23 protein-coding genes, 1 pseudogene and 1 riboswitch are annotated in these 24,353 nt (G+C 72.1%); of the genes and pseudogenes, 12 read left to right on the top strand and 12 right to left on the bottom strand.

Annotation, left to right across the window (positions count from 1 at the left end):
• Positions 1-196: 196 nt before the first annotated feature.
• Positions 197-1,363: a TDT family transporter gene (locus KIH74_RS01225; protein ID WP_214153517.1), complete on the top strand. Its 1,167-nt coding sequence runs from the start codon at positions 197-199 to the stop codon at positions 1,361-1,363.
• 164 nt (positions 1,364-1,527) lie between these two features.
• A complete protein-coding gene (locus tag KIH74_RS01220) occupies positions 1,528-2,550 on the top strand; it encodes an isopenicillin N synthase family dioxygenase (RefSeq protein ID WP_214153515.1) in 1,023 nt (340 codons plus the stop codon).
• Here the strand turns inward: KIH74_RS01220 and KIH74_RS01215 are convergent.
• The 3 genes from KIH74_RS01215 to KIH74_RS01205 all read right to left on the bottom strand — a co-directional run bounded on the left by KIH74_RS01215 (position 2,547) and on the right by KIH74_RS01205 (position 3,703).
• Positions 2,547-2,774: a hypothetical protein gene (locus KIH74_RS01215; RefSeq protein WP_214153514.1), complete on the bottom strand. Its 228-nt coding sequence runs from the start codon at positions 2,772-2,774 to the stop codon at positions 2,547-2,549. The two genes, KIH74_RS01220 and KIH74_RS01215, sit on opposite strands and share 4 nt — an antisense overlap.
• Positions 2,775-2,853: 79 nt before the next feature.
• Positions 2,854-3,309 (bottom strand): MarR family winged helix-turn-helix transcriptional regulator, encoded by a 456-nt coding sequence (locus tag KIH74_RS01210; protein WP_214153512.1) that lies wholly within the window; start codon positions 3,307-3,309, stop codon positions 2,854-2,856.
• Between the two features lie 220 nt (positions 3,310-3,529).
• Positions 3,530-3,703: a CsbD family protein gene (locus KIH74_RS01205; protein ID WP_214153510.1), complete on the bottom strand. Its 174-nt coding sequence runs from the start codon at positions 3,701-3,703 to the stop codon at positions 3,530-3,532.
• 170 nt (positions 3,704-3,873) lie between these two features.
• Here KIH74_RS01205 and KIH74_RS01200 point away from each other — a divergent pair, with 170 nt between their 5' ends.
• Together KIH74_RS01200 and KIH74_RS01195 are read left to right on the top strand one after the other, a co-directional pair.
• The gene (locus KIH74_RS01200) at positions 3,874-4,770 is read left to right on the top strand and encodes a DUF4097 family beta strand repeat-containing protein (RefSeq protein WP_214153509.1); all 897 of its coding nucleotides are present in this window, start codon (positions 3,874-3,876) and stop codon (positions 4,768-4,770) included.
• Positions 4,767-5,183, top strand: a complete 417-nt coding sequence (locus KIH74_RS01195) for a DUF2089 domain-containing protein (protein WP_214153507.1) — start codon at positions 4,767-4,769, stop codon at positions 5,181-5,183. Before KIH74_RS01200 ends, KIH74_RS01195 begins: the two co-directional genes overlap by 4 nt.
• Before the next feature lie 313 nt (positions 5,184-5,496).
• Here the strand turns inward: KIH74_RS01195 and KIH74_RS01190 are convergent, their stop codons facing one another.
• From KIH74_RS01190 to KIH74_RS01180, 3 genes are all read right to left on the bottom strand, one after another.
• Complete coding sequence (locus KIH74_RS01190; RefSeq protein ID WP_214153506.1) at positions 5,497-6,306, bottom strand: hypothetical protein; 810 nt, start codon at positions 6,304-6,306, stop codon at positions 5,497-5,499.
• A gap of 133 nt (positions 6,307-6,439) precedes the next feature.
• Positions 6,440-7,234 (bottom strand): ABC transporter permease, encoded by a 795-nt coding sequence (locus KIH74_RS01185; protein ID WP_214153500.1) that lies wholly within the window; start codon positions 7,232-7,234, stop codon positions 6,440-6,442.
• Positions 7,231-8,160: an ATP-binding cassette domain-containing protein gene (locus tag KIH74_RS01180; RefSeq protein ID WP_214153499.1), complete on the bottom strand. Its 930-nt coding sequence runs from the start codon at positions 8,158-8,160 to the stop codon at positions 7,231-7,233. The genes KIH74_RS01185 and KIH74_RS01180 overlap by 4 nt, the downstream gene beginning before the upstream one ends.
• 174 nt (positions 8,161-8,334) lie before the next feature.
• Here KIH74_RS01180 and KIH74_RS01170 point away from each other — a divergent pair.
• Positions 8,335-8,596, top strand: a pseudogene (locus tag KIH74_RS01170) (response regulator transcription factor); the annotation flags it as partial.
• On the opposite strand, the gene KIH74_RS01165 reads toward KIH74_RS01170, so the two are convergent.
• A complete protein-coding gene (locus KIH74_RS01165) occupies positions 8,593-9,930 on the bottom strand; it encodes a N,N-dimethylformamidase beta subunit family domain-containing protein (RefSeq protein ID WP_214153496.1) in 1,338 nt (445 codons plus the stop codon). The pseudogene KIH74_RS01170 and the gene KIH74_RS01165 sit on opposite strands and share 4 nt — an antisense overlap.
• A gap of 157 nt (positions 9,931-10,087) precedes the next feature.
• On the opposite strand from KIH74_RS01165, the gene KIH74_RS01160 reads away from it, so the two are divergent.
• Both KIH74_RS01160 and KIH74_RS01155 read left to right on the top strand, forming a co-directional pair.
• Positions 10,088-11,059 (top strand): acyl-CoA desaturase, encoded by a 972-nt coding sequence (locus KIH74_RS01160; protein ID WP_214153494.1) that lies wholly within the window; start codon positions 10,088-10,090, stop codon positions 11,057-11,059.
• Between the two features lie 45 nt (positions 11,060-11,104).
• Entirely contained in the window at positions 11,105-11,518 is a 414-nt protein-coding gene (locus KIH74_RS01155; RefSeq protein WP_214153487.1) for a PPOX class F420-dependent oxidoreductase, read from the top strand.
• Between the two features lie 5 nt (positions 11,519-11,523).
• On the opposite strand, the gene serS is transcribed toward KIH74_RS01155, so the two are convergent.
• Positions 11,524-12,813 (bottom strand): serine--tRNA ligase, encoded by a 1,290-nt coding sequence (serS, locus tag KIH74_RS01150; RefSeq protein ID WP_214153486.1) that lies wholly within the window; start codon positions 12,811-12,813, stop codon positions 11,524-11,526.
• A 137-nt stretch (positions 12,814-12,950) separates the two neighbouring features.
• Here serS and KIH74_RS01145 point away from each other — a divergent pair, with 137 nt between their 5' ends.
• Positions 12,951-13,757: an aldose epimerase family protein gene (locus KIH74_RS01145; RefSeq protein WP_214153484.1), complete on the top strand. Its 807-nt coding sequence runs from the start codon at positions 12,951-12,953 to the stop codon at positions 13,755-13,757.
• Between the two features lie 286 nt (positions 13,758-14,043).
• Here KIH74_RS01145 and KIH74_RS01140 read toward each other — a convergent pair whose 3' ends face one another.
• Both KIH74_RS01140 and KIH74_RS38260 read right to left on the bottom strand, forming a co-directional pair.
• Positions 14,044-14,541 (bottom strand): HNH endonuclease, encoded by a 498-nt coding sequence (locus tag KIH74_RS01140; RefSeq protein ID WP_214153483.1) that lies wholly within the window; start codon positions 14,539-14,541, stop codon positions 14,044-14,046.
• A gap of 387 nt (positions 14,542-14,928) precedes the next feature.
• A complete protein-coding gene (locus tag KIH74_RS38260; protein WP_308113497.1) occupies positions 14,929-15,255 on the bottom strand; it encodes a C40 family peptidase in 327 nt (108 codons plus the stop codon).
• A 13-nt stretch (positions 15,256-15,268) separates the two neighbouring features.
• On the opposite strand from KIH74_RS38260, the gene KIH74_RS38255 reads away from it, so the two are divergent.
• Positions 15,269-15,619 carry a hypothetical protein gene (locus KIH74_RS38255; protein WP_308113496.1) on the top strand — a complete coding sequence of 117 codons (351 nt, stop codon included), beginning with the start codon at positions 15,269-15,271 and terminating at the stop codon, positions 15,617-15,619.
• An 85-nt stretch (positions 15,620-15,704) separates the two neighbouring features.
• Positions 15,705-15,853: riboswitch (cyclic di-AMP (ydaO/yuaA leader) on the bottom strand.
• A gap of 505 nt (positions 15,854-16,358) precedes the next feature.
• Here KIH74_RS38255 and KIH74_RS01130 read toward each other — a convergent pair.
• Positions 16,359-17,093, bottom strand: coding sequence for an iron-dependent transcriptional repressor DtxR (locus KIH74_RS01130; RefSeq protein WP_214153480.1), 735 nt, complete (start codon positions 17,091-17,093; stop codon positions 16,359-16,361).
• Between the two features lie 422 nt (positions 17,094-17,515).
• Here KIH74_RS01130 and KIH74_RS01125 point away from each other — a divergent pair, with 422 nt between their 5' ends.
• Positions 17,516-21,094: a hypothetical protein gene (locus KIH74_RS01125; RefSeq protein WP_214153479.1), complete on the top strand. Its 3,579-nt coding sequence runs from the start codon at positions 17,516-17,518 to the stop codon at positions 21,092-21,094.
• Here KIH74_RS01125 and pdxH read toward each other — a convergent pair.
• Positions 21,091-21,822, bottom strand: coding sequence for a pyridoxamine 5'-phosphate oxidase (pdxH, locus tag KIH74_RS01120; RefSeq protein ID WP_214153477.1), 732 nt, complete (start codon positions 21,820-21,822; stop codon positions 21,091-21,093). The genes KIH74_RS01125 and pdxH overlap by 4 nt on opposite strands.
• Before the next feature lie 133 nt (positions 21,823-21,955).
• Here pdxH and KIH74_RS01115 point away from each other — a divergent pair, with 133 nt between their 5' ends.
• Positions 21,956-23,074, top strand: a complete 1,119-nt coding sequence (locus KIH74_RS01115; protein WP_214153473.1) for a citrate synthase 2 — start codon at positions 21,956-21,958, stop codon at positions 23,072-23,074.
• A gap of 85 nt (positions 23,075-23,159) precedes the next feature.
• Positions 23,160-24,281, top strand: a complete 1,122-nt coding sequence (serC, locus tag KIH74_RS01110; RefSeq protein ID WP_308113495.1) for a phosphoserine transaminase — start codon at positions 23,160-23,162, stop codon at positions 24,279-24,281.
• Positions 24,282-24,353 lie beyond the last annotated feature (72 nt).

The raw sequence follows: 24,353 nt of genomic DNA, 5'->3' as shown, positions 1-24,353 counted from the left end.
GCACTGCGCACGTCCGGCTCTCCCAGAAGGATCGTGATCTTGGCGCCCCGGCACATCGTCCAGACATCGACACCTGGGGCTACTACGAGCGCGGTACGACCCTGAGCCCGGCAGTAGGTGGTCACAACTCGACCTTGTGACCCGCCAGGGGCGACAGGCGTTCCACCCGGCCCGGCACCGGAGCAGACTCGGCCAGGTGACCGTGATCGATGCCGAACCTGTCGTAACCCCCGTTCCCGTGCGTCCCCGGGCCGTCCCGCCCGGCCTCGTCGCCTCGGTGGCGCCCAACTGGTTCGCCGCCGTGATGGGCACCGGCATCGTCGCCACGGCCGCCACCGCCCTGCCGTTCGGGCTGCCCGGCAGCGCGGGTGTGCACGACTTCGCCGTCGCGGCCTGGCTGCTGGCCACCGCGCTCCTGGTGGTCGTCGGCGGCGCCACCGCGGCCCAGTGGATCCGGCTGCGCCCCCTGGCCCGGTCGCACCACCAGCACCCGGTCATGGTGCACTTCTACGGTGCCCCGCCGATGGCCGTGCTCACCGTCGGTGCCGGCACGCTGCTGGTCGGCGACGGCCTGATCGGCCGCACCGCCGCCGTGGCGATCGCCTGGACACTCTGGGGAACCGGCACCGCGATGGGCCTGGTCAGCGCGTTCGCCGTCCCCTATCGGCACTTCACCGGCGGCCTCGGCGAGGCCGCGCGGCAGCCGGACGCGGCGTTCGGCGGCTGGCTGATGCCGCTGGTCGCGCCGATGGTCTCCGCGACCACCGGCGCGGCCCTGCTCCCGCACACCCCGGCCGGCCAGCCCCGGCTCACCCTGCTGCTGGCGCTGTACGGCATGTTCGGCATCAGCCTGGTCAGCTCGCTGGTGCTGATCACCCAGCTGTGGACCCGCCTGGCGCAGCACGGCCTGCCCCCGGCCCGGCTGGTGCCGACCCTGTGGATCGCTCTGGGCCCGCTCGGCCAGTCGGTCACCGCGGCGAACGCGATCGGCCGGCAGGCCACGACCGTCGAAGGGCCGTACGGCGCCGCCCTGCGCGCGTTCGGTCTCGTCTACGGCCTGCCCGTGCTGGGTTTCGCCCTGCTGTGGGGCGCGCTCGCGCTGGCCCTGACCGTGCACACCGCCCGCTCGGCCACCGGCCTGCCGTTCGCCCCGACCTGGTGGGCCTTCACCTTTCCGGTGGGCACCTGCGCCACCGGCGCGGCCGGCCTGTGCGCGGTCACCGGTGCGGACGCCCTGGGCTGGCTGGCGGTGGCGCTCTACACCGGGCTGCTCACCGGCTGGCTGGTCGCCGCCACCGGCACCCTGAACGCGTGGCGCACCGCCCGCCGTCCCGCCCCGGCAGCCTGGAGCTACACGATCTGATCGGTTACGGCGGGACATCCGGGCAGGCCCGCGCGACCCGGCTGAACAGCAGGCAACGGGAGTGAAATCCGGGACGGCGCGCCGTAACGCCGTGTTCATCGCCTGCCCGTACCGTCGAGAGGCTCGACGAGCACGCCGACGAGACGGAGGGGAAGATCAGCCGCATGAACACAGCCCACACGCGTGACGGTCAGCCGGCCATCCCGACGATCGACCTGTCCGCGTTCCGCGAGGGCTCACCCGCCGACCGCGCCCGGGTGGCCGCGGATCTCGACCGGGCGGCGTCCACCACCGGTTTCTTCCAGGTGACCGGGCACGGCATCCCCGACGAGGTGCAGACCGGGCTGACCGCCGCCATGGACGGGTTCTTCAATCTGCCGATGTGGCAGAAGAAGGCGCTGCGCCCGGCGTCACCGGAGTTCAACCGCGGCTACACGCCGCCCCTCGCCGAGCGGATCGGCCTGGGTGCCGACACCGGTTCTCCCACCGAGCTGTTCGAGGCGTTCAACGTGGGCCGCAGCACCGAGGACTTCCCCGGTCTCGGTCTGGACGAGCTCCAGTACGCGCCGAATCTGTGGCCGCTGCGCCCGGAGAGCTTCGAACCGGGCGTGACGGCCTGGTTCGAGCAGGCCGCCCGGGTGAGCCGCGAGATCACCGCGGTGATGGCCGTGGCCCTCGGCCTGGACCAGCAGTTCTTCGCCGGTTACCAGGACCACTCCCTGGAAGTGCTGCGCCTGAACAACTATCGCGTCCCGACGGCCGAGATCCCGCCGGCCTCGGGGCCGGTGGGCGCGGGTGCGCACACCGACCGCGGCATCGTCACGGTGCTGTGGGCCGATCCGGAGGTGCGGGGTCTCCAGATGCTGCACGGCGAGGGCGTCTGGGAAGACGTGATCCCTTCACCCGGTGCGCTTCTGGTCAATCTCGGCGACCTGCTGGCCCGCTGGACGAACGACCGCTGGATCTCCGCGCCGCACCGCGTGCTCCCGCCCACCGACGGTGAGGGCCGGCTGGTGCGCCGCCGCTCGGCCGCGTTCTTCCACGACGGCAACGCCGACGCGGTGATCTCGGTGCTGCCCGGCTGCGCCGACGCGGAAGAGTCCGTGCGCTACGAATCCGTCACCGTGGCAGACCATCTCGCGGCGCGGCCGGCCGAGTCCCGTTCGCCGGTCGGGGTGAACCCCTAACCGATCACGGCGGGGCGGGTGTTCAGCAGCAGCACGAACATCTCGTCCCGCCAGTCGCGCGCGTTCACCGGGTAGTTGCGCATCTCCGCCCAGTACATGTCCACCACCTCGCGCGCGGCCACGGACAGCCGGGGGCCGGTCGGGCCGTCCAGCTGATCACCGAAAGCGGCGACCCCCTCGGCGATCCCGAGGAGGCGTTCGAGCAGAGCGGCGGAGGGACTCATGGCCTCGGCATCGGCGAACGGGTGAGCCCGCTTGACCCGGCACGGCGATCAAATTGTGGACGACGAAAACCCCCGTTCCCTACCTGACCTGAATCTTCTCCTGCACCCGCCGGCCGATCTCGGTGAGCTGCCCGAGCTGCTCCGGGGTCAGCTGCTCGATGAGCATCTCCCGCACGGCCCGCACGTGCCCCGGGGCGCTGGACGCCAGTTTGGCCCGGCCGGCCTCGGTCAGCTCGGCGTTCATGCCCCGCCGGTCCTCCTCGCACTCCACCCGGCGCACCCAGCCGGCCTGTTCGGCCCGGGTGACCGCGCGGGTCACCCCGCTGCGGGTGGAGAGCGTGACGTCGGCCAGTTCACGCATGCGCAACCGGCCGCCGGGCGACTCGGAGAGCCGCACCAGGATGTCGTAGTCGGTGAAGGTGAGGTCGGAGTCGGCCGCGAGCTGCCGGTCCAGGGCCGCGAAGAGCATCCGCGTACTGTCCAGGTAGGCGCGCCAGGCGGCCTGCTCGGTGTCGGTCAGCCAGTCTTCGTGCACCCGGTCCAGCTTACCGTTATTAGTTGACGGCGCAATGACTCGGTGGCACCATGGCTGTTGCCGGTGCAATGACTACGCGCGCATCGCGTCCTCCCCCCAGACGCCGCGCCGCGACTGCACCGGTTCTCGCAAGAAAGCGCTTGGCGTCCTGCCTGATCCCCCTCCGAGGCAGGACGCCAAGCCATTTTGGCACCCTGTGCCCTAACGGCCTACGAGCCGATCAGCGCTTGAAGGCGTCCTTCACGTTCTCGCCGGCCTGCTTCACGTCGGCAGAGGCCTGGTCGGCGCGGCCCTCGTTCTCCAGGCGCTCGTCGCCCTTGCTGTGGCCGACGGCCTCCTTGACCTTGCCGGCCACGCTCTGTCCGGTGTTCTTGATCTTGTCGGTGGCGCTCATGGCAGCTCTCCCAACGTAGGCGACAACGATGACGAACCACCGCGAGCGGCGTCCGTTGGCCACCACTCTTCCCGCTCTGCCGGATTCCGCATCCCCAGGGATCCCCCCGATGGTCGCCAGAGTGGAAAGTCAGGGTTCACATTTGTCGAAGTCTGAGTTTCACTATTCGCATGAGTGACGAACTGGAAGCGATTCTCAGGAGCGTCGCCTCGGGGGAAATGACCCCGGAGGCGGCCATGAAGGCCATGGAGGAGCAGAAGGCCCGGGAGGCCGGCGAGCCCGCCGCCCCCGCGCCCGCGGCCTCCCCGGTGGAGCCCCCGGCGTTCGGCTCGCCCACCCGCACCGCCCAGGCCGGCGGCACCCCGCCGATCACCGGCACGATCGGCGCCGTCCGGGTGCTGGGCTCGTACCGGGCCGTGCAGGTGGTGGCCGACCCCGCGGTGGCGCAGCTGTACGTGACCGGGCCGCACCGGGTTCACCAGGAGGGCACCACGCTGGTGGTGTCGGGCACCGGGCCGCTCGACGAACCCGCCGACCGGCAGAACCGGCCCGGAAACCTGTTCGGCAGCTTCAGTTTCAGCGACCTGCCCAAGACCCTCACCTGGGCCAGGTCCTGGAAGGACCACCAGCTGGTGGTGCGGGTGAACCCGGATCTGCTGGTCGAGCTGGAGGCCACCGGCGCCGAGGTCAAGCTGAGCGGGCTGACCGGCGGGGTGAGGGCCCGGGTGGTGGCGAGCTCGCTGAAGGGCGACAAGCTGCGCGGCCGGGTCGACGTCGAGGCGATGTCGTCGTCGGTCAAGCTGAGCGCCGTACCGCTGAGCGGGTCGCGGCTCTACGCCGAGTCCTCGTCGGCGCGGCTCACCCTGCTGGAGGGCAGCGACGTGCGCATCCAGGGCAGCAACCGGATGGGCCGGCTCCAGCTGCCCGACCAGCCGGTGAGCACCCTGCCGCTGGACGGCCAGACCAGCGAGAGCGTGGTCGGCGCGGGGCGGCACCTGCTCACGGTCGAGGCGGTCATGAGCTCGGTGACGGTCGGCACCCAGGTGTGGGACGAGGTTCCCGCGTGAGCCACGGCCCCACCGGTTCTGTCCACGGCTACCGGGCGCCCCAGCAGTGCCCGGTCTGCGCCGAGGAACTGCACGTCACCCAGCTGAGCTGCGACGCCTGCGGCACCGGCATCAGCGGGCACTTCCAGCACTGCGACTTCTGCGCGCTGGAGCCGTCCGAGCTGGACGTGCTGCGGGTGTTCCTGGCCTCGCGCGGCAACATGAAGGAGCTGGAGCGGCATCTGGGGGTGAGCTATCCCACGGCGCGCGCCCGGTTCGACGATCTGCTGGGCAGGCTCGGCCTGCGACAGGGACCGCCGACGGAGAAGGCGGACAAGGCCGGGAACGCACAGGAGAGCGCGCGACTGGCCACGCTCCAGGCACTGGCCACGGGCGAGCTGGACGTGGCCGCGGCACGTCGGCTGCTCGACTGAAAAGCCCTGTTCAGGCGCTTGGTCCGGGCGCCGGGTGAAAGCCCCCGTATGCGGGGGTGCACCTGTCCGGACGGGCGGCTGAGCGGCAGAATGCTCCTTCGGCGCGGACGATCCTCGTCCGTCGGCCGGTCCGGATCCGCAGGATCGGCCGGTGCGGTGAGCTACCCGTGGTCTCGACGGCACGTGGTGAGCGGCGCGCCGACAACCTTCGAGCGAGTACACGGCCTGGTGCCTCTCGGGCCACCGGAGGGGATGTCCCGCCGGTACCGGGCCGTGTACTCGCCCGGGGGTGAGCACGTCACGCCGCGCGCGGTCACTGGGTCTGCGTCAGGTCCGAGCCGTCCTCGGTGGTGGTGCCGCCCTGGCTCTGGCCGGTGGTGCCGTCCTGGCTCTGGCCGGTACCGCTCTGGCCCTGTCCCTGGCTGAACGGGTTGGTGCCGGTGCCGCTCTGGCCCTGGCCGGTTCCGGTGCCGCCCTGGCTCTGGCCGAACGGGTTCGTGCCGGTCCCGCCCTGGCCCTGGCCGGTGCCGCCCTGGCCCTGGCCCCCCGGGAAACCGCCCATGCCGCCGCCGAAACCGGTCTGGCTGTCGCTGCTGGAGGTGGACGACGAGCCCTGGTCGTGGCCGACCACGTAACCGGTGGCGAAGCCGACGCCGAGCAGCAGCACACCCCCGATGATCGCGGCCGCCATCGGCGTCTTCAGTTTTTCGGCGAAGCCACCCGAGGCGTTGCCCCCGGCCGCGGGCGCCGCCGGAGCGCCGGCGAGCTGCTCCTGCGGCACCTCGAAGGTGAGCGGCGGCTGGTTCGTGGCGTAGGGGCCCGGCTGGCCGTGCGGCTGAACGGGCTGCTGAACGACGCCGGACCCGGCCGGCAGACCGGCGGGCTGCTGGCCGAAGGCCGGGTTCGGCTGGAACGCCCCGGCGGGGGCGGTGCCGGTCTGGTCGAACTGCCCCGGAGCCACCGGCTGAGCCTGCGTCTGGGTGTGCGTCTGGGGGTGCTCGGTCTGGCTGGGCTGCGGCGAGGCCCACATCGGGGCGTTCTGCTGCTGCGCATCGTTCTGGGAGGCGGCCGGCTGGTTGTTGTTCACCGGCGTCGCAATCGTCTGCCCCTGGTTTTCTGCCATGCGGTCCAGGGTTCGGCGTCCCGATGGGGACAGGCCGCATCCGCGCTGTGAACCAGCTATGAGATGCCGTTCGGGGACTGTGGTTCTGTGATCCGGGCCGGTGATCCCCTCCGGTCACCGGCCCGGAGAGGGATCACTTCACCTCGCGCCGCAGCGTCCGGATCGTGCCCACCGTGATCGGGAGAACCAGCCACAGCAGCGACGAGGTGAGGATCTTGGCCCAGTCCTCGCCGCTGATCGGGTCGCCGCTGCCCAGCACCCCGAGAGTCGCGTTCATGTCCAGCCAGTCCCCCGTGGACTGGAGCGCGGGGATCTGGGCCACCAGCGTGAACACGATCGGCAACGCGAAGAAGCTGACGATGGCCACCGGGGTATTGGCGAACAGCAGGCCGAACCCGACACCGATGGCGAACTGGATCAGCAGGAACAGCCACATCTGGGCGGCCAGCCCGGCGGTCACGTTCCACGGGTCGGCCGACCCGGCCACCGCCGCGGCCACGGCTCCGACCGGCAGGATGACCACCAGGGTCAGCGTGGCCAGCACCATCGCGGCCAGGAACTTCGCGACGATCACCTTGCCGCGCTGAGGCACCAGGGTGAACGTGGTCAGTGCCGTGCGCTGGCTCCACTCGCTGGTCACCGTCATGATCCCGAGCACCGGCCCGAGGATGCCGATCGGCAGGAAGGCCAGCATCGTGTAGTCCAGCCAGGTGATGTCACCGTCACCGAAGAACGCGATGGCGCCGATCATCAGCGCCGCCACCAGGGCGGTGATGATGAGCAGCCAGCGGCCGGCCCGGGTGTCGGCCATCTTGCGCAGCTCGATCCGGGTCAGCAGCAGCATGCCGGGCCGGGCGATCTTGGTGTCCTGGGTGGCGCCGGGGGCGGCCCAGGCGGGCAGGGCGGTCTGGGCGGTCTGGGCGCTCATCGCGCCACCTCCATCGGGGAGTTGATCGCACCGGCCGGGGCGGCGGCGGTGGCGGTGGCCGTGAGCTGGAGGAACAGTGCCTCCAGGCCGGCACCGTCGGCGGTGCGCAGTTCGGTCAGGACGGCCCCGGACGCGGCGGCGGCGCGCCCCACGACCAGCGGCTCGGCGTCGACGAGCAGGGCGCCGTCCGCTGTTGCGGTGACGGTGGCGCCACCGGCGCGCAGCGTCGCGGCCAGGGCGTCGGCCTCCACGGCCCGCACCAGCGTGCCCGCACCGGCCAGCAGTTCCTGCTTGCTGCCGTCGGCCGCGATCTTGCCGTTGCCGATCACCACCAGGTGGTCGGCGACCGCCTCGACCTCGTGCAGCAGGTGCGAAGACAGCAGCACCGTGCCGCCCCGGTCGGCGAACTCCCGCAGCAGGCCGCGCATCCAGAAGATGCCCTCGGGGTCCAGGCCGTTGGCCGGCTCGTCCAGCACCAGCGTGGCCGGGTTGCCGAGCAGCGCGTGGGCCAGGCCCAGACGCTGGCGCATGCCCAGCGAGTAGTTGCCGACCCGCTTGTCGGCGGCCTTCTTGTCCAGCCCGACCAGGTCCAGCACCTGGCCGACCCGCCCGGTCGGCAGGCCGAGCACCAGCGCGCCCAGGGTGAGCACCTCGCGACCGGTGCGGCCGGCGTGCTGGGCGGAGGCGTCCAGCAGAACACCCACCGCACGGCCGGGATTGGGCAGGTTGCGGTAGGGGACGCCGTCGATCAGGGCCCGGCCCGAGGTGGCCGGGGTCAGCCCGCACAGGATCCGCATCGTCGTCGACTTGCCGGCGCCGTTCGGGCCGAGGAAGCCGGTCACCGTGCCGGTCTCGCAGCGGAAGGAGACGTCGGCGACGGCCGTCTGGCTGCCGTACCTCTTCGTCAGGTTCTCGATCTCGATCACGGGGAACAGCCTTCCGTCCCGGCACGTCATCGCGCGTCCGTCTCGCGGCCGATATCCGCGCGTCCTGCGGCTCGTCCGGTCAGACGAAAGTCGGTACCCGATCCGGACCCGAGTAGCCCGGCGGCCGTGGTGGCCGCCCGTCCGGGTTGCCTACCGTGGCGGCGTGAGCACCGCACCCGCCGCCTGATCGACCACGTCGGGGCACCGGCCGGCGCGCACGCGTCGCGCCGCCGCCCGCACCCGGCTGGAGGTGCTGAGCGAGCGGGAGCGCGAGGTGGCGGTGGCCGTGGCCCGCGGCCGGTCGAACGCGGAGATCGGCGAGGAGCTGTTCATGAGCGTGGCCACCGTGAAGGCGCACGTGTCACGAGTGATGACGAAGCTGGACCTGACCAACCGGGTGCAGATCGCGATCCTGGCCCACGACGCGGAGCTCTAGGCCGGGGTGGCGAAGGCCTCGACCACGTTGCGGGTGACCAGTGCGGCCACCGTCTGGGCGCGCTTGTCCACCTTCAGCGCGTTGCCCTGGGCGTCGGTGCACGAGCCGGTCACCGTGCAGGCCCAGGCCTGGGTGCCGGCGGTGAACACCCGGGCGCCGGAAGGGCGTTCGAGGTAGCTGGTGGCCTGGGTGTCACCGCAGGCCAGGGTTGTGGAGCCGACCACCTGCACGTCGGCCGGGGCGGCGGCCCGGTCGAGATCGCCGGAGACCAGGCCCTTCAGCACCTCGCCGTCCTCGATCTCTGCGCCCTCGAAGCCCCACCAGGAGGCATCGGACACGGTGAGACCGGTACGGCCCTGGGCCGCGCAGGTGGCGACGGAACCGGTGAGCCTGGCGGCGAGGGCGACGGGTTTACCGCCGGCTGTGAAGGTGCGCGGGTCGGTGGCGTCGGGCACCACGTTCGCCGTGGCCGAACCGGCGCCGAAATAGGCCACATTCGTGCCGGCCTCCACGGCGGAGCGCACCGAGGTGCGCATCTTCGCCGTCCAGAACCGGCTGTCACCGTCGACCAGCAGCGCGGTCGCCCCGGTCAGCAGGTCGGGATCGGCGGCCAGGTCGGCGTCGGTCAGGTAGACCACCTCGGTACCGGTGCGCTCCACCTGAGCGAGCAGCCCGGCCTCGGCGAGCAGCCCGCCCGAGCCGTAACCCGTTGCCAGCGGCCGGTTCAGCGTGACCTTGTGCTTCTGCGTGGACTCGCCCGCCGCCCAGGTCATCGGTGAGGTCAGCACGACCACCCGGCCCTCGGTGCCGGTGCTCTTCGCGCCGGTCACGGTCAGCGAGAGGTAGCGGCTGGCCCGGCCCAGGTCGAGCCGGATCAGGTAGACGCCCTCGGGCCAGCCGGTGGTGTCGAGGGACCCGGTGGACTGCCAGGTGGCGGGCGCCCCGGTCTGGGCCGTGGCCAGGTAGGAGGCCTGCTGCACCTGCCGGGCGCCGGCGCCGCCGTACCAGCCCAGGCGGAAGGCCCGCACGTCGACGGAACCGTTGCCGCGCAGGTAGAGCGGCACCTTGTCGCCGGGGGCCGCCGAGACCGCGCCGGCGTACGCCGCCAGCCCCGGGGCCTCGCCGCGGGCCGCCGCGAATCTCCAGGCGCGGGTGCCGGTCTGCCGGCTCTCGGCGGCGACGACACCGGTCGAGGGAGAGTCGCTGACCAGGCCGCCCCGCACGTCGGAGGCAGCGGTCACCGGCTCGGGACCCTCGTCACCGGCACTGATCAGCCCCGCCAGGCCGCCGAGGGCGACGAGGGCGGTCACGGCGAGCAGACGCGGGGACGGCACGAAAAGGATTCTGTCGGGCCGCGGGCCCAGGTGCTAATCCGGCTTCTGGCAGCCGCCACCCCTTGCGCAACCTACGGGGTCGTAGCTTACGGTTGCGTAGGCGAAAGGTCCCGGGGCTGATGTCCCGTCTCATGCACGTGGCGACAGGGGTTCAGGGATGACCGCAACGACCGGGGCTGCCGACGGCAGCAAGCCGCGACGGGGGCAACTGCCCCTGACCTACGGCCGCAAGAGCAATGTCGAGATCGCCTTCCTCTGGTTCTTCGTCACCGCCCCGCTGCTGGCCGTCGCGGCGGCCGTGCCGGTGGCCTGGATCGGCGGCTGGCTGGGCTGGACCGACGTGGCGCTGTTCGTGGTGATGTACCTGTTCACCGGCCTGGGCGTGACCGTCGGCTTCCACCGCTACCTGACCCACGGCGCGTTCAAGGCCAAGCGCCCGATGCGCATCCTGCTCACCGTGGCCGGCACGATGGCGATCGAGGGCGCGCCGATCCGCTGGGTCGCCGATCACCGCCGCCACCACCAGTTCTCCGACGAGGAGAACGACCCGCACTCGCCGTGGCGTTTCGGCGAGACCGTGCCCGCACTGGCCAAGGGCATGGTCTGGGCGCACATGGGCTGGCTGTTCACCCGGGAGAACTCGAACTCCCGGCGGTTCGCCCCCGACCTGGTAGCCGACAAGGACATCCGGTTCGTGCAGAAGAACTTCGTCTGGTTCCTGCTGCTCAGCCTGTTCGGCCCGGCCGTGGTCGGCGGTCTGGTCAGCCAGTCCTGGCACGGGTTCGTCACCGCGTACTTCTGGGCCGGGCTGGTGCGGATCGCGCTGATCCACCACGTCACCTGGGCGGTGAACTCGGTGTGCCACGTGATGGGCGAGCGCCCGTTCCGGACCACGCTGAAGGACCGGGCGAGCAACGTCTGGCTGCTGGCGATCCCGAGCTTCGGCGAGTCCTGGCACAACCTGCACCACGCCGACCCGACCTGCGCCCGGCACGGCGTCGACCCCGGTCAGATCGACATCTCGGCCCGGCTGATCTGGCTGTTCGAGAAGGCCGGGTGGGTGTGGAACGTGAAGTGGCCCAAGGAGAACCGGATCGAGGCCAAACGCGTGGAGCAGGCCGCGGCCTGAGCGCGGCGGGTCGTCGTCCACCGTTTTCTGCTTCAGGATGGCGGGATGGACATCCCCGAAGCGATCGCGTACTGCCGGGAGAACCACAACGCCGTGCTGACCACCCTGAAACAGGACGGCAGCCCGCAGATGTCACCGGTGACCGTCGGCGTCTCCACCGACGGCACCGGGGTGGTGGTCTCCAGCCGGGAGACCGCGATCAAGGTGAAGCACCTGCGCCGCGACCCACGGGCCTGGCTGGCCGTTTTTCCGGACGCCTTCTACGGCCCGTGGGTACAGATCGCCGGCCCGGTCGAGGTGATCGGCATGCCCGCCGCCCTGCCCCAGCTCGAGGACTACTACCGGAGCATCTCCGGCGAGCACCCGGACTGGGACGACTACCGGGCCGCGATGGAACGTGACCGGCGTTGCCTGATCCGGATCACGCCCACCGAGGTCGGGCCCAGCGTCTCGGGCTAGGCGATCTAGTCGGTCTTGCCGTCGGCGTGGATCGTGCCGAAGCCGGTGTAGTTCGCCAGCGCCTCGGGCAGCACGACCGAGCCGTCGGCCTGCTGGCCGTTCTCCAGGAGGGCGGCCATGGTGCGGCCGATCGGCAGCCCCGAGCCGTTCAGCGTGGCCACCAGCTCACGCTTGCCGTCTTCGGTTCGGGTGCGGATGTTCGCGCGCCGAGCCTGGAACTGGCCGCAGTCCGAGCAGGACGAGATCTCGCGGTAGGTGTTCTGGCCGGGCAGCCAGACCTCCACGTCGTAGGTGCTCTGGCTGCCGAAACCGGTGTCACCGGCCGCGAGCAGGATGGTGCGGTGCGCGAGACCCAGCTTCTGGAGCACCGATTCGGCGTGGCCGACCAGTTTCTCCAGCTCGTTCTGCGACTGGTCGGCGGCGACGATGCGCACCATCTCGACCTTCTCGAACTCGTGCAGCCGGATCAGCCCACGGGTGTCGCGGCCGTACGACCCGGCCTCCGAGCGGAAGCAGGTGGTGCGCGCCGTGTAGGCCAGCGGAAGCTGCCCCGGCTCGACGATCTCGTCGGCGTGCAGGTTGGTCAGCGGCACCTCGGCGGTCGGGATCAGGTACAGGTCCCGGCTGCCGGCCGCGGTGCGGAACAGGTCTTCCTCGAACTTGGGCAGCTGACCGGTGCCGACCAGGGCGCTCGGCGCGACCAGGTGCGGCACGGCGTACTCGGTGTACCCGTGCTCGCGGGTGTGCAGGTCGAGGAAGAACGACACCAGGCCGCGCTCCAGCGCCGCGCCCGCGCCCCGGGCCACCCGGAACCGCGGCCCGGACAGCTTGGTGGCCCGGCCGAAGTCGAGAATGCCGGTGCGCTCGCCCAGCTCGACGTGGTCGAGCGGGGTGAAGCCGAACTCCGGCGGGGTGCCCCAGCGGCGGATCTCGGTGGCGTCCTCGTCGCTGAACCCGTCGGGAATCCGGTCGAGCGGCAGGTTCGGGATGCTGAGCATCCACTCGCGCAGGTCGGCGGCGGCCTGATCGGCCTTCTCCTCCGCCTCCTTGATCTGGTCCTTCAGCCGGCGGGCGCGTTCCTTCAGCTCGGTGACGTCGCCACCCGCCTTGGCCGTCCGGCCCACCTCGGCGGCGGCCTTCTTGGACTCCGCCCGCAGGTCGTCGGCCGCCTTGATGCCGGCGTTCCGGCTGGACAGCAGCTCTTCCAGGGACGACACATCAAGGGTGTAGCCACGGCGGGCGAGCCGGCGAACCGCCTCGGTGCCCGGGTCGAGCAGGACACGCGGGTCGTGCATGGAAGGGACCTTTCACCAGGTAGACCAGGTAGGGCTTTTGCCGTGATCGACGGTAGCAGCGTGGCCGGAGCGGGTACTTCTCAATATCCGCGTGTTCAACCGCCCGGCATCCGCGACGCGCGGGCCAGAATGCGGACATGGCGATCGATCCCTGTTCCTCGCAGACCCTGACCGGCCCCGACGGTGCCGAACTCGTCGTGTGCGCGCACGGCGGCCACGTCACCGGCTGGACACCGGCGGGCGGGCGCGGCCGGCTGTGGCTCAGCCCGACCGCGGAGTGCGGGCCCGGGCTGGCGATCCGCGGTGGGGTCCCGGTGATCTTCCCGCAGTTCGCCGGCCGAGGACCGCTGCCGAAGCACGGGGTGGCGCGCAACCGGGCCTGGGCCGTGGTCGACTCCGGTCCCGGTCACTGGGCGGCCCGGCTTGAGGACGACGAAAAGACCCGCGACATCTGGCCGCACGCCTTCGAACTCGTCCTGACGGCGCGCGCGGCCGGGCAGACCCTCGACCTGGAGCTGACCGCCCGCAACACCGGCGACTCAGCGTGGGATTTCACCGCTGCACTCCACAGCTATTTCACGGTCGGTGACTCCGGAGCCACCATCGCCGGGCTCGGCGGCCGGGCGGCGTCGGACAACGCCGACGGCCGCACGACGGTGCTGGACGAGGTGCTGCGGGCTCTCGACACCCGTGACGTCTCGGTCGAGGGGGCCACCGGCCCGGTTCTCCTGGACGACCCGGAGCTGGGCCGATTGACGGTCACGGCCAACGGGTTTCCCGACCGGGTGGTGTGGAACCCGGGACCCGGTCACGGGCTGGGCGACGTGCCGGCCGGGGGCGAGAGCGGCTTCGTCTGCATCGAACCGGCCCTGCTGGAGCCGGTCGAGCTGGCACCCGGATCTGCCTGGACGGGCACCGTGCGGGTCGAGGCGGGCATTCGCTGATCGAATACATCAGCTTGCTATACGTGTCGGTCATTTGGCTTTGACCTGGTCAGATTGTTGAACCGATTACGTGCAGTCACAGCACTTTGCTAAATCAGCATCGGTGTGGCAGGCTCTCCAACGCACCGGCGCCGAGAGCGCCGGTGCACCAGACTTTCTCGCATCGCCCGGGTCGTGCACCGGCCCGGGCGATGCTGTCTCGGCAGCTGCTGGTCAGCGGTCACGAACTCCCGGTCTGAGCCAGCGGTTGGAGGGACTCGCTGGCTCAGACCGTGGTCTTCTCTCCTCAGGCGGCTGCCGCCCCCAGGTACTCCTCCCACGAGGGCTCCCGCACGTCGGCACCCCGCACCACCCAGGCCGGACCCCGCGGAGCCCGCGGCCGCACCGAGAGCGTCCAGCCCATTTCTTCCGGTGTGCGATTGCCTTTCACGTTGTTGCACCGCATGCAGCAGGCCACCAGGTTCTCCCAGGTGTCCTGACCGCCCCGGCTGCGCGGCAGCACGTGGTCGATCGTGGCGGCGTGCGCGTCGCAGTAGGCGCACCGGTGTTCGTCACGCCGCAGCACACCACGCCGACTGACCGGAACCGCCCGGCCGTGCGGCACTCTGACGTAACGGGACAGCACGATCACCGAAGGCCGGGGCACGGTCATGGTTTCGCTGACCACGGGATGGGGCCCGTTCTCGACCACCGCGGCTTTGCCCGCGAGGACGAGCACGATGGCCCGGCGGAAGGAGACGACGGCCAGTGGCTCGTAGCCGGCGTTCAGAACGAGGGTGCGCATCAGCGGCCACCTCCTGGGTCCCGGAACGGCAAAAGGCGCCGTTCCGTAAGGAACGACGCCTTGGAGTCGGCGGCAGGGCAGCCGCCAGGTATCTCGAACGAGCTGGTACTGCCGGCTTGCCGGTGCTGGCCCGGTAAGCCGGTATGGGCCCGCGCCCTGGCAGCCAGGACGCCGCGAATGCGTAAAGCCATCGCGACCTCCTCACCGGAATGCCAGCTTGCCGGACCCTGGATGACAGAGTAAGCGGCAACCCTGTGCCAGATCACTCCCTTTCCACCAGTGATCTGCGCCGCGTACGTAACCATCTGGGGTCGCGCGGGCAAACGGCGACGGGCCCACCCGGAGGATGGGCCCGTCGTGCGTGGGGCACGGGTCGGCGGGAGCCGGTCAGGCCACCCGGCCGAAGCTCACCGCGCTGGTCCAGATCGCCCGCTTGCTGAACGACGTGCCGGTGCGCCCGGCGTCGTACATCATGTTGCCGCCGGCGTAGATGCCCACGTGGTAGGCGCTTCCGCCGGAGGTGAAGAACACCAGGTCACCGGGCTGCGCCTGGGACCGGGAGATCTGCGTGCTGGCCAGCATCTGCTGATTGGCCGTGCGCGGCAGATCGATCCCGACCTGGGCATAGATGTACTGCGTGGCGCCGGAGCAGTCCCAGGCCAGCGGCGTCGTGCCGCCGTACCGGTAGGACACTCCCAGATAGCGGGCAGCCACGGCCAGCACCGAAGTGCCCCGCGAACTACCGAAAGAACTAGACACGCTCGAACCCGTCGACGAGTCCCCGCTCGCGGCGGAAACAACGACCTTCTTCGGAACAGCGGAGAAATCGCTGCTTTCGAACGATACCGTGGCCGCGACCGGTGCTGTGAGGGATGCCGCCGAAGTCTGGGTGCTGCCGACCGAGGTCACCATGCCGCCGCTGAGGGCGACGGCCGGCTCCACGGCGATCGGGGCTGTGGCGGGAGCCGCGGACTCGGCCCCGCTCTTGGTCGCTGCCTGCGAGGACATGCCCATGGAGGCGACCAGGCCCCCGGACATCGCGATCACGGCACCACCGCGCCCGATCATCGACATCTGACCGGTCACGGCGCTGCTTAACGAAGACAGCGGCGTTGCAGGACGTACAGGCGCGCGATGGCGCGCCGTGGCCCGAGTAGTCACGGTTTACCTCTCCGGAACGCCTACGAGGTCAGCTGTCGGGTTCGGGTGGGAGAAGTCACCCGGCCGCTGTCGCGGCTTCACCCCAAGGAGCGTCTGGTTCGGACACCCCGGAATTGGGTCCCCCGCCTCTGCCATGCGGTGTTCGCTGACCCCGGGGCGGTGGCAGAGCTCGGCGTCCGCCTCAGGGGCTTCTCGGAGGGAGAGAAGCGAACGCGAAGCTACCCGAACAGCCGAAGCCATGTCACGTCTGGGTCACGGCGACCGAGTAAATTCTTACGTTGCGTGATTCAGTTCATGCTTTCGAGTGACGAAAAGGCCGCCGAATGAAGCCTTCACAGCAACTGTTGGGCCGACCCACAGAACCTGCCCAACTGCTCTTAACCTGGCATTAGGCCAGCTCAACTGCACCGTGTGCATCACGGAGCCCGGCGCGTCACAGCTGATTTGACAGTGCCGATCCATGGCCGATAGGGCGCTGCACACATCTCGGGCGCGGCCTAGGCCGGATGCAGTGTTGGTTCAGTGGAGATTCCGGGCGTGCGGTCGGCAAAACCGGAACCCCGTCCCCTGCCGGGCAGGGGACGGGGTTCCGGTGCATCGGTGCGATGTGAGCTGGCCCGGCCCGGCGCTGCCGGCCGTTCGGCGGCCCGGGCGGGTCAGACGGTCTCGACGAAGACGTGCCGCGCCACGTCGGCGAGCAGTGCCACGCCACTGTCGGAGTCGGCCGATCGCATCTCCGGCAGCTTGACCACGTTGATCAGGTATCCGGTGGGCGTGCGCTGGGCCTGCACCCGGGAGCCGGGCACCATGCCCGCGCCCTGGAGCTGCTTCATCAGCTCGGTGTCGATCTGGAGCCGCTCGCCGAGGCGGCGGATCATCAGCTCGTTGCCCTCGGCCGCGGAGGTGGCCGCGGCGACGGCGTCGGGAAGACTGAGTACGCCCTGACGGAAGGCCCCGGGGGCCGAGGCGGCGCCACCCAGCTCCTCCAGCCCGGGGATCGGGTTGCCGTACGGGCTCTCCATCGGCCCGGCCAGCATCTTCAGCAGCTTCTGCTCGACGTGGTCGCTCATCACGTGTTCCCAGCGGCAGGCCTCGTCGTGGACGAGCTCCCACTCCAGGCCGATGACGTCGAGAAGCAGCCGTTCGGCGAGCCGGTGCTTGCGCATGACCCGGGTGGCCTTGGCGCGGCCGGTCTCGGTCAGCTCGAGATGCCGGTCGCCCGAGACGTGCAGCAGCCCGTCCCGTTCCATCCGGGCGACGGTCTGGGAGACGGTGGGCCCCGAGTGACCGAGACGTTCTGCGATCCGGGCCCGCAGCGGGACGACGCCCTCTTCCTCGAGCTCGAAGATCGTTCTCAGATACATCTCGGTGGTGTCAATGAGGTCGCTCACGTGCCCATTGTCCAACCTCGCGCGACCGCACACCATCCACCACCGGCCTGAGCGGTGTGTCATGACGGGCTGTGTACGGACAGGCAACAGCCCGCAGGCTCGCCGGATTCTCCGGCGGTGTCCGCTGGACGAAACGGACCCCTGCGGGCTGCGGTGACTGCCTGGTATTCGCCGGCCGCTGTCGGCCAGGAATCACTCTCGGGCTTCGAGAGCAGTCCGTCCGGAACGACGGCGGCTAGGCTGCCGTCACCTCACGCGTCCGATGTGAAATCACTGTTCGGACCACCTCCCTTCCCGTGTGCCACGACGGTACGTACGCCGGGCCCCGGCAGGCAACGGGTTTTCTCCCACGGCGAACCGGTGATGCGGACGTTGCACCGGCCGGGGGACACGAATCCCCGGAAGACGGCATGATCGGGTGCGTGAGCACGGCGTCCGAAGAGATCCGCGAGGCCCTGGCCGACGCCGAGTCGCTACCGGTGGGCCCGGAGCGGATCGGCGAACTCGACACGTTGCTGTCCTCGGTGACCCGGGCCGGCAGCGCCTCCGAGGTCGGCAGGCTGGGCACGCTGATCCGCAGTGCCCTGCTGACCGCCTGCCTCGCGGGCGGCCGGCACGACCGGGTGCCCGAGCTGCTGGGCTGGCTGACCGCCCGCTACGACGAGGCGCCCGGCTGGCTGGACGAGCCGCTGGCCCACCGGGTGCTGGCCAACCTGGCCGAGGCCGGGCCCGGGCTGATTCCCCACCCGGACGTGTCCCGCTCGCTGATCAACCACATCGTCTCCGGCGCCGAGCAGCGCTACGCCGGGTCCGGCGACCCGGCCGGGCCGGTGCTGCGGGCCCGGTTCCTGTTCACCCGGCACGTGCACGGCGCACAGAGCGCCGGCGCCGGGCTGGACGCCTGGATCGAGGCCTCGGCGCAGGCCGGGCCGGACCCGGCCGGGTGCCCCGACTGCGAGCGCGCGGAACAGGTGCGGCACCTGGTCGAGCTGGGCGCCTACCAGCGGGCGGTGGATCACGCCGGTCCGGTGCTGCGGGCGGCCTGGTCGGAGTGCGAGTCGCAGCCGGCCGGGATGATCGGGGCGGTGCTGCCCGCGCTGCTGCGCACCGGCGAGGTGGGAGCCGCGGCGGCCGAGCACGTGCGCGCGGTGCGGCTGATCCGCACCCGTCTGGCGGGGGCGGCCGCGGCCGCCGGCATCGCCGGTGACTCCGCCGTCGGCGACGCCCTGGCGGCGCAGGCGGTGCGCGGCACCGGGGCGGCCGACCAACTGCTGGCCTGCGCCCGCACCGGACGGCTCCGGCACGGCCTGGGACTGCTACGGGAGTGGCTGCCCGCGCTGGCCGGGGCCCCGGAACCGCTGGAGCTGCTGGAGTCGGCCGGGGCGATCGCCCGGCTGACCTGGAGCCTGGCCGAGGCCGGGCACTCCGGCGAGGTGGTGCTGCCCGCCACCCGGGCGCAGCGGCTGCCGGCCGCGCTGGGCGGTCCGGAAGACCTCACGGTGGGCTTGCTCGGTGAGCGGGTACTGGCCGAGAGCGCTCGCCTGGCAGAACTTTTCGATCAGCGCAACGAGACCACCACGGTCGGCGGGCGGCTGCGGGAGACGCTCGGGTCCGGGTCGCTGCCGAACATGCCGCTGGAGGCGTTCGAGCGCCGGGGCCTGGGCGAGTGGGCCGCGCCGACCGGCCGGGGACGACGGGCCGGCGGCGACGGGGTGGCCCCCGACAGCGCCGACATCACCGTGCTGGCCAAGGAGTTCGAAGACGGCCTGCGCACCGACTCGGCCGCGGCCATGCGCGCCGTGCTGGAGGGCTGGCGCGCCACCCGCATCCTGGCCGACACCGCCGGCGACCCGGAGGCCGAGCGCGCCGCGGCCCGGCTGGACGGCTGGTCGGCGCTCGACGGGATCGCCACGCACCCGGTCGATCCGGAGGACGGGCCCTCGCCCGCGGCGCCGATCCTGATGGAGGCGGCACAGGCCGCCACGCTGCGGCTGCGGGCGGCCGGCCTGCCCCTGGAGGCGCTGCTGCACGACCAGGCCTGTGTTCTCGCGGCGGCGCAGAGCCGCCTGATGCAGCCGGCGCCGGCGATGGAGCGGATCGAGGAGCTGGCCGCGGAGGTGGCCGGCCTGGGCACCGGCCCGGACCTCGGTGAGGCGCTGTCGCGGCTGGTTCTGGCCCGCGAGATCGCCGCCGCGGCAGGGGTTCCCGTGCCGGACCAGATCTCCCAGCTGGTGCCGGTGCCGGGCGCGCTGCCGGAGGAGGCCACCACGCTGATCCCGGTGGCCACCCAGCCCCTGGTGGTCGACGACGCACCGGACGAGGACGAGACCGGCGACGAGCCGGACGAGGACGAGGTCCAGCCGATCCACGACCCGTCGGTCGGCGACTCGTTCGGCCCGGTGGCGATGCCGACATCACTGATCGGCCCGTTCCTCACCACCCCGATCCCGGTCTCGCCGCAGGAGTCGCCCGGCCACCGGCCGTGGCACGGCGACGACGACCCGCGGCAGTCCCGGCGCCGGCCCGACCCGCTGGCCGAGCTGCGGGCGGGACTGGCGTCGGAAGACGTGCGCGAGGTGGCGCAGACGCTCGACCTGGTGAACTTCGACCCGCTGGAGACCGCGGTGGCCCAGCTGCGCTCGGTGCCGCCGGAACGGCTGGAGCACCGGCACCTGCGGGCGCTCACCCGCATGCTGCGGCTGCGGGCCCGCGACGAGCCGCACGCTGCGGCGGTGAGCACGCTGACCCAGGCCGTGGCCACGCTGCCGGAGGGGGTGCGCCCGGCCGAACGCGCCCAGGCCGGGGCGGACCTGGCCGGACTGCTGGCGCAGAACGACCCGCAGGCCGCGCTGTCGGTCTGGCACCACGCCGTCGAGGATGCCGAGAAGTCCGGCGAGGGGCCGATTCTCGGCACCCTACTGGCCGCCTCGGCGATGCACCGGCACCGCGCCGGGCAGCCCCACCGGGCGGCGGCCGACCTGGCCCGGGCGGTGCCGCTGCTCGACCGGTACACACCCGCCGCGCTGGCCGGGCAGTGCCGGGTCGACCTGTCCCGGGTGCTGCTGGAGCTGGAGCGGCCGGCCGCGGCCGCCGCCGCGGCCGAGGCCGCGCTGGCCGACGTGGTGGACGCGCTGCGCGAGGAGGGCGTGAACCTGGATCCGCCGCCGACCGGCGGCATCCGGATCGCCCCCGACAACATCGAGCCGCTGGCCGGGGAGATCGCGCCGGAGGTGGCCTCGCACATGCACCTGGCCGGGGCCGCGGCGTTCGCGGCGGCCGAGGCCAACTCGGCGGCGGGGGCGCCCGGCCTGGCCCGGCGCCTGGCCATCCGCAGTGCCCAGTGGCACGCGCGCAACGGCAACCCGATCGGCCAGGCCGAGGCCTGGCAGCTGGCCGCCCGGGTGGCGGGCCGGCCGGAGCGGGTGGCGGCCGACCTGGCCCGGGCCGCCGAGCTGTCCGAGGCCGGCGGCGACTGGGGCCGGGCCGCGACCTGCCGCCGGGAACGGGTCACCGCGGTGCGGGCGGCCGCCGGTGACGAGGCCGCGCTGGGGGCCCTGGACGAGGCCGACACGACGCTGCGGGCCTGGACGAAAACCCTGACCGGCCGCCGGATCCAGCCGGCCGAGCGGGCGATGGCCGAGCACCAGGTGCGCTGGCACCGGGTGGCGGTGGCCGAGCAGCGGGCCCGGCTCCTGGCCCTGGGCGGGCGGTTCGAGGAGGCGATGGCGGTGGCCGACGGGCTGGTGGACGACTACACCCGGCTCGACGACGCCTGGTCGGCCCGCGACCTCCAGGGCCTGCGCGGGCAGTTGCGCGCCGAGCTGGGCGACCTGGAGGGGGCGGTGGCCGACCTGCGTGACGCCGCCGAGGCCGCCGCGGTGGCCGGCGAGGAGGAGCAGACGCACGGCCTGGGCGCCCGGCTGGCCGCGGTGCTGGGCGAGGCCGGGCGCGACGACGAGGCGGAGGCGGTCTGGAACCGCTACTGCGAGCCGGTGGGTTAGGGCTCGCGCCGCACCACCTGCCAGCCCTCGGCCTCGTCGAGCGGCGGCAGGCCGGCGTCCGGGGCGATCCGCACGTCGTCCGGATCCGCCCCGGCGGGCAGGAACACCAGCCGGTCGTGCATGCGGGAGGGCTGGCCCTGCCAGAACTCGATCTCCACCGGGCGCACCAGAAATCCGCCCCAGCCCGGCGGGAGCGGCACGTCGTCGTCCCGGCCGGTGTCCGGCCAGCGCTCGCTGAACTCCCGCCAGCGGTCGGCGAGCACGGCCCGCGACGGCACCACCCGGGACTGGTGACTGGCCCAGGCCCCGATCCGTGAGCCCCAGGGCCGGGAGCGGAAGTACTCCAGGGTGGCCTGCTCGTCGACCCGCTCCACCACACCCCGCACCGCGACCTGCCGGTGCAGCGGCATCCAGACCAGGTCGAGGGCGGCCACCGGGGCGGCCGCCAGGTCGGTCGCCTTGCGCGAGGCGAAATTGGTGAAGAACACGAAACCCAGCCGCCCGGCGTGTTTCAGCAGCACGGTGCGCACGCTCGGGGCGCCGGCCGCGTCCACGGTGGCCACCGCCATCGCGTTCGGCTCACTCACCTCCGGGTGTGCCAGGGCCTGGTCGTACCAGTGCCGGAACTGGGCCAGCGGGGTGCCGGCCAGCCCGGACTCGTCCAGGCCCGGCACCTGGTACGACACCCGCTGCGCACTGAAGGCCGGATCGACGTGCTCGATGCTCATGCCGCACAGTCTGCCCAGTCCGCTGCCTCCGTTCGCAGAAATGTGGTGTTCCCGATGCCGGGCCCTCTCCCCCGACGCCGTCGTGGGGGTTGCAATGACCCCAACCGCCCGCACGAGAGCAGGGGAGTTCGAGATGGCCGCATCCACGCCAGGATTCGTACCGGGATTCGTACCGGGCCTGGAGGGCGTCGTCGCCTTCGAGACCGCGATCGCCGAGCCGGACCGGGACGGCGGTGCCCTCCGCTATCGCGGCGTCGACCTGGTCGACCTGGCCGGGAAGGTGGACTTCGGCCGGGTCTGGGGTCTGCTCGTCGACAACGCCTTCGAGCCCGGCCTGCCGCCGGCCGAGCCGTTCCCACTGCCGGTGCACACCGGTGACGTGCGGGTCGACGTGCAGAGCGCGCTGGCCCAGCTGGCGTCGCTGTGGGGCTTCAAGCCGTTGCTCGACATCGACGCCGCGCAGGCCCGCGACGACCTGGCCCGGGCCTCGGTGATGGCGCTGTCGTTCGTGGCGCAGTCGGCACGGGGACAGAACACGCCGATGGTGCCGCAGAAGATGGTGGACGAGGGGCGCTCGATCACCGAGCGGTTCATGATCCGCTGGCGCGGTGAGCCGGACCCGCGGCACGTCGAGGCGGTGGACGCGTACTGGGTGTCGGCGGCCGAGCACGGCATGAACGCCTCCACCTTCACCGCCCGGGTGATCGCCTCGACCGGCGCCGACGTGGCCGCGGCGCTGTCCGGGGCGGTCGGGGCGATGTCCGGGCCGCTGCACGGCGGCGCGCCCTCCCGGGTGCTGCACATGCTGGAGGGCGTGGAACGGCGGGGTGACGCGAGCGCCTACGTGAAGGAGGTGCTCGACCGTGGCGAGCGGCTGATGGGCTTCGGGCACCGGGTGTACCGGGCGCAGGATCCCCGGGCCGAGGTGCTGCGCTCCACCGCGCAGCGGCTGGGTGCCTCGCGGTTCGAGGTGGCCCGGGCGCTGGAGCAGGCGGCGCTGGAGGAGCTGGCCGGCCGTCGCCCGGACCGGGTGCTGGCCACCAACGTCGAGTTCTGGGCCGCGGTGATCCTGGACTTCGCCCAGGTGCCGGCCCGGATGTTCACGCCGATGTTCGCCTGTGCCCGCACGGCCGGCTGGTCGGCGCACATCGTCGAGCAGAAGGCGACCGGGCGGTTGATCCGTCCCTCGGCCCGGTACGTGGGTGAGGGGCCGCGCGGCGTGGAGAGTGTCCGGGGTTTCGTCGTCCCCTGATCGGGTTCCCGGACGGCTGCCTGCGTGGACCGGCCGGGGCCTGCGAGACTGGGCCGCCCATCGCTCGTCAGGAAGGGTCACCCAGGTGACTGAGCCCATCACCATCCCTGCCGGGATGCTGCCCGCCGACGGCCGCTTCGGGTCCGGCCCGAGCAAGATCCGGCCCGAGCAGGTGGAGTACCTGGCCTCGATCGAGCGCTCCGTACTCGGCACCTCGCACCGCCAGGCGCCGGTCCGTCAGCTGGTCGGCCGGGTCCGCTCGGGTCTGGCCGAGCTGTTCGCGTTGCCCGACGGTTACGAGGTGGTGCTCGGGAACGGCGGCTCCAACGCGTTCTGGGACATCGCCGCCTTCAACCTGATCCGGCACCGCGCCCAGCACCTGACCTTCGGCGAGTTCTCGGCCAAGTTCGCCGCCGTCACCGAGAAGGCCCCGTTCCTCGGCGCCAGCACGGTGATCTCGGCCTCGGCCGGCGAGCTGGCGCACGCCCGGCCCGAGGAGGGCGTGGACGCGTACGCCTGGCCGCAGAACGAGACCTCGACCGGGGTGATGGCGCCCGTGACCAGGGTTCCCGGCACCGAGGGCGAGGCCCTGACGCTGATCGACGCCACCTCCGGGGCGGGTGGCCTGCCGGTCGACGTGAGCCAGACCGACGCCTACTACTTCGCCCCGCAGAAGAGTTTCGCCTCCGACGGCGGGCTCTGGCTGGCGCTGCTGTCGCCGGCCGCGCTGGAGCGCAGCGCGCGGATCGCGGCGTCGGGCCGCTACATCCCCGACTTCCTCGACCTCCAGGCCGCGATCGACAACTCGCGCAAGGACCAGACGGTCAACACCCCGGCCGTGGCCACCCTGGCGATGATGGCCTCGCAGATCGACTGGCTGCTCGGCAACGGCGGGCTGGCCTGGGCCGACGCCCGCACCCGGGAGTCCAGCGGCCTGGTCTACGCGTGGGCCGAGAAGACGCCCTACGCCACGCCCTTCGTGTCCGACCCGGGCGCCCGCAGCCAGGTGGTCGCCACGGTCGACTTCGACGGGGTGGACGCCGCCCGGCTGGCCCGGGTGCTGCGTGCGAACGGGGTGGTCGACGTCGAGCCGTACCGCAAGCTCGGCCGCAACCAGCTGCGCATCGCGGTGTACCCGGCCGTCGAGCCGGCTGACGTGGCGGCCCTGCTGGCCTGCGTCGAATACGTGGCGGAACGCATCTCGTAACGGTTCGCTGTGAAGATTCGCCCCCGGACTCGCGGTCCGGGGGCGTTTTCATGTCCCCGGCGGGTCGCTGAC

Source organism: Kineosporia corallincola, from assembly GCF_018499875.1.
Taxonomy (GTDB): domain Bacteria; phylum Actinomycetota; class Actinomycetes; order Actinomycetales; family Kineosporiaceae; genus Kineosporia; species Kineosporia corallincola.
Note: the sequence above shows the minus strand (reverse complement) of the source record. Positions and strands in the feature narration are given on the sequence as shown.

What these genes read in the sequence shown, in the direction of transcription:
- KIH74_RS01220 (WP_214153515.1), top strand. Translation starts at nt 1,528, where the DNA reads ATGAACACAGCCCACACGCGTGACGGTCAGCCGGCCATCCCGACGATC.
- KIH74_RS01215 (WP_214153514.1), bottom strand. Translation starts at nt 2,774, where the DNA reads ATGAGTCCCTCCGCCGCTCTGCTCGAACGCCTCCTCGGGATCGCCGAG.
- KIH74_RS01205 (WP_214153510.1), bottom strand. Translation starts at nt 3,703, where the DNA reads ATGAGCGCCACCGACAAGATCAAGAACACCGGACAGAGCGTGGCCGGC.
- KIH74_RS01200 (WP_214153509.1), top strand. Translation starts at nt 3,874, where the DNA reads ATGAGTGACGAACTGGAAGCGATTCTCAGGAGCGTCGCCTCGGGGGAA.
- KIH74_RS01190 (WP_214153506.1), bottom strand. Translation starts at nt 6,306, where the DNA reads ATGGCAGAAAACCAGGGGCAGACGATTGCGACGCCGGTGAACAACAAC.
- KIH74_RS01185 (WP_214153500.1), bottom strand. Translation starts at nt 7,234, where the DNA reads ATGAGCGCCCAGACCGCCCAGACCGCCCTGCCCGCCTGGGCCGCCCCC.
- KIH74_RS01160 (WP_214153494.1), top strand. Translation starts at nt 10,088, where the DNA reads ATGACCGCAACGACCGGGGCTGCCGACGGCAGCAAGCCGCGACGGGGG.
- KIH74_RS01155 (WP_214153487.1), top strand. Translation starts at nt 11,105, where the DNA reads ATGGACATCCCCGAAGCGATCGCGTACTGCCGGGAGAACCACAACGCC.
- serS (WP_214153486.1), bottom strand. Translation starts at nt 12,813, where the DNA reads ATGCACGACCCGCGTGTCCTGCTCGACCCGGGCACCGAGGCGGTTCGC.
- KIH74_RS01145 (WP_214153484.1), top strand. Translation starts at nt 12,951, where the DNA reads ATGGCGATCGATCCCTGTTCCTCGCAGACCCTGACCGGCCCCGACGGT.
- KIH74_RS01140 (WP_214153483.1), bottom strand. Translation starts at nt 14,541, where the DNA reads ATGCGCACCCTCGTTCTGAACGCCGGCTACGAGCCACTGGCCGTCGTC.
- pdxH (WP_214153477.1), bottom strand. Translation starts at nt 21,822, where the DNA reads ATGAGCATCGAGCACGTCGATCCGGCCTTCAGTGCGCAGCGGGTGTCG.
- KIH74_RS01115 (WP_214153473.1), top strand. Translation starts at nt 21,956, where the DNA reads ATGGCCGCATCCACGCCAGGATTCGTACCGGGATTCGTACCGGGCCTG.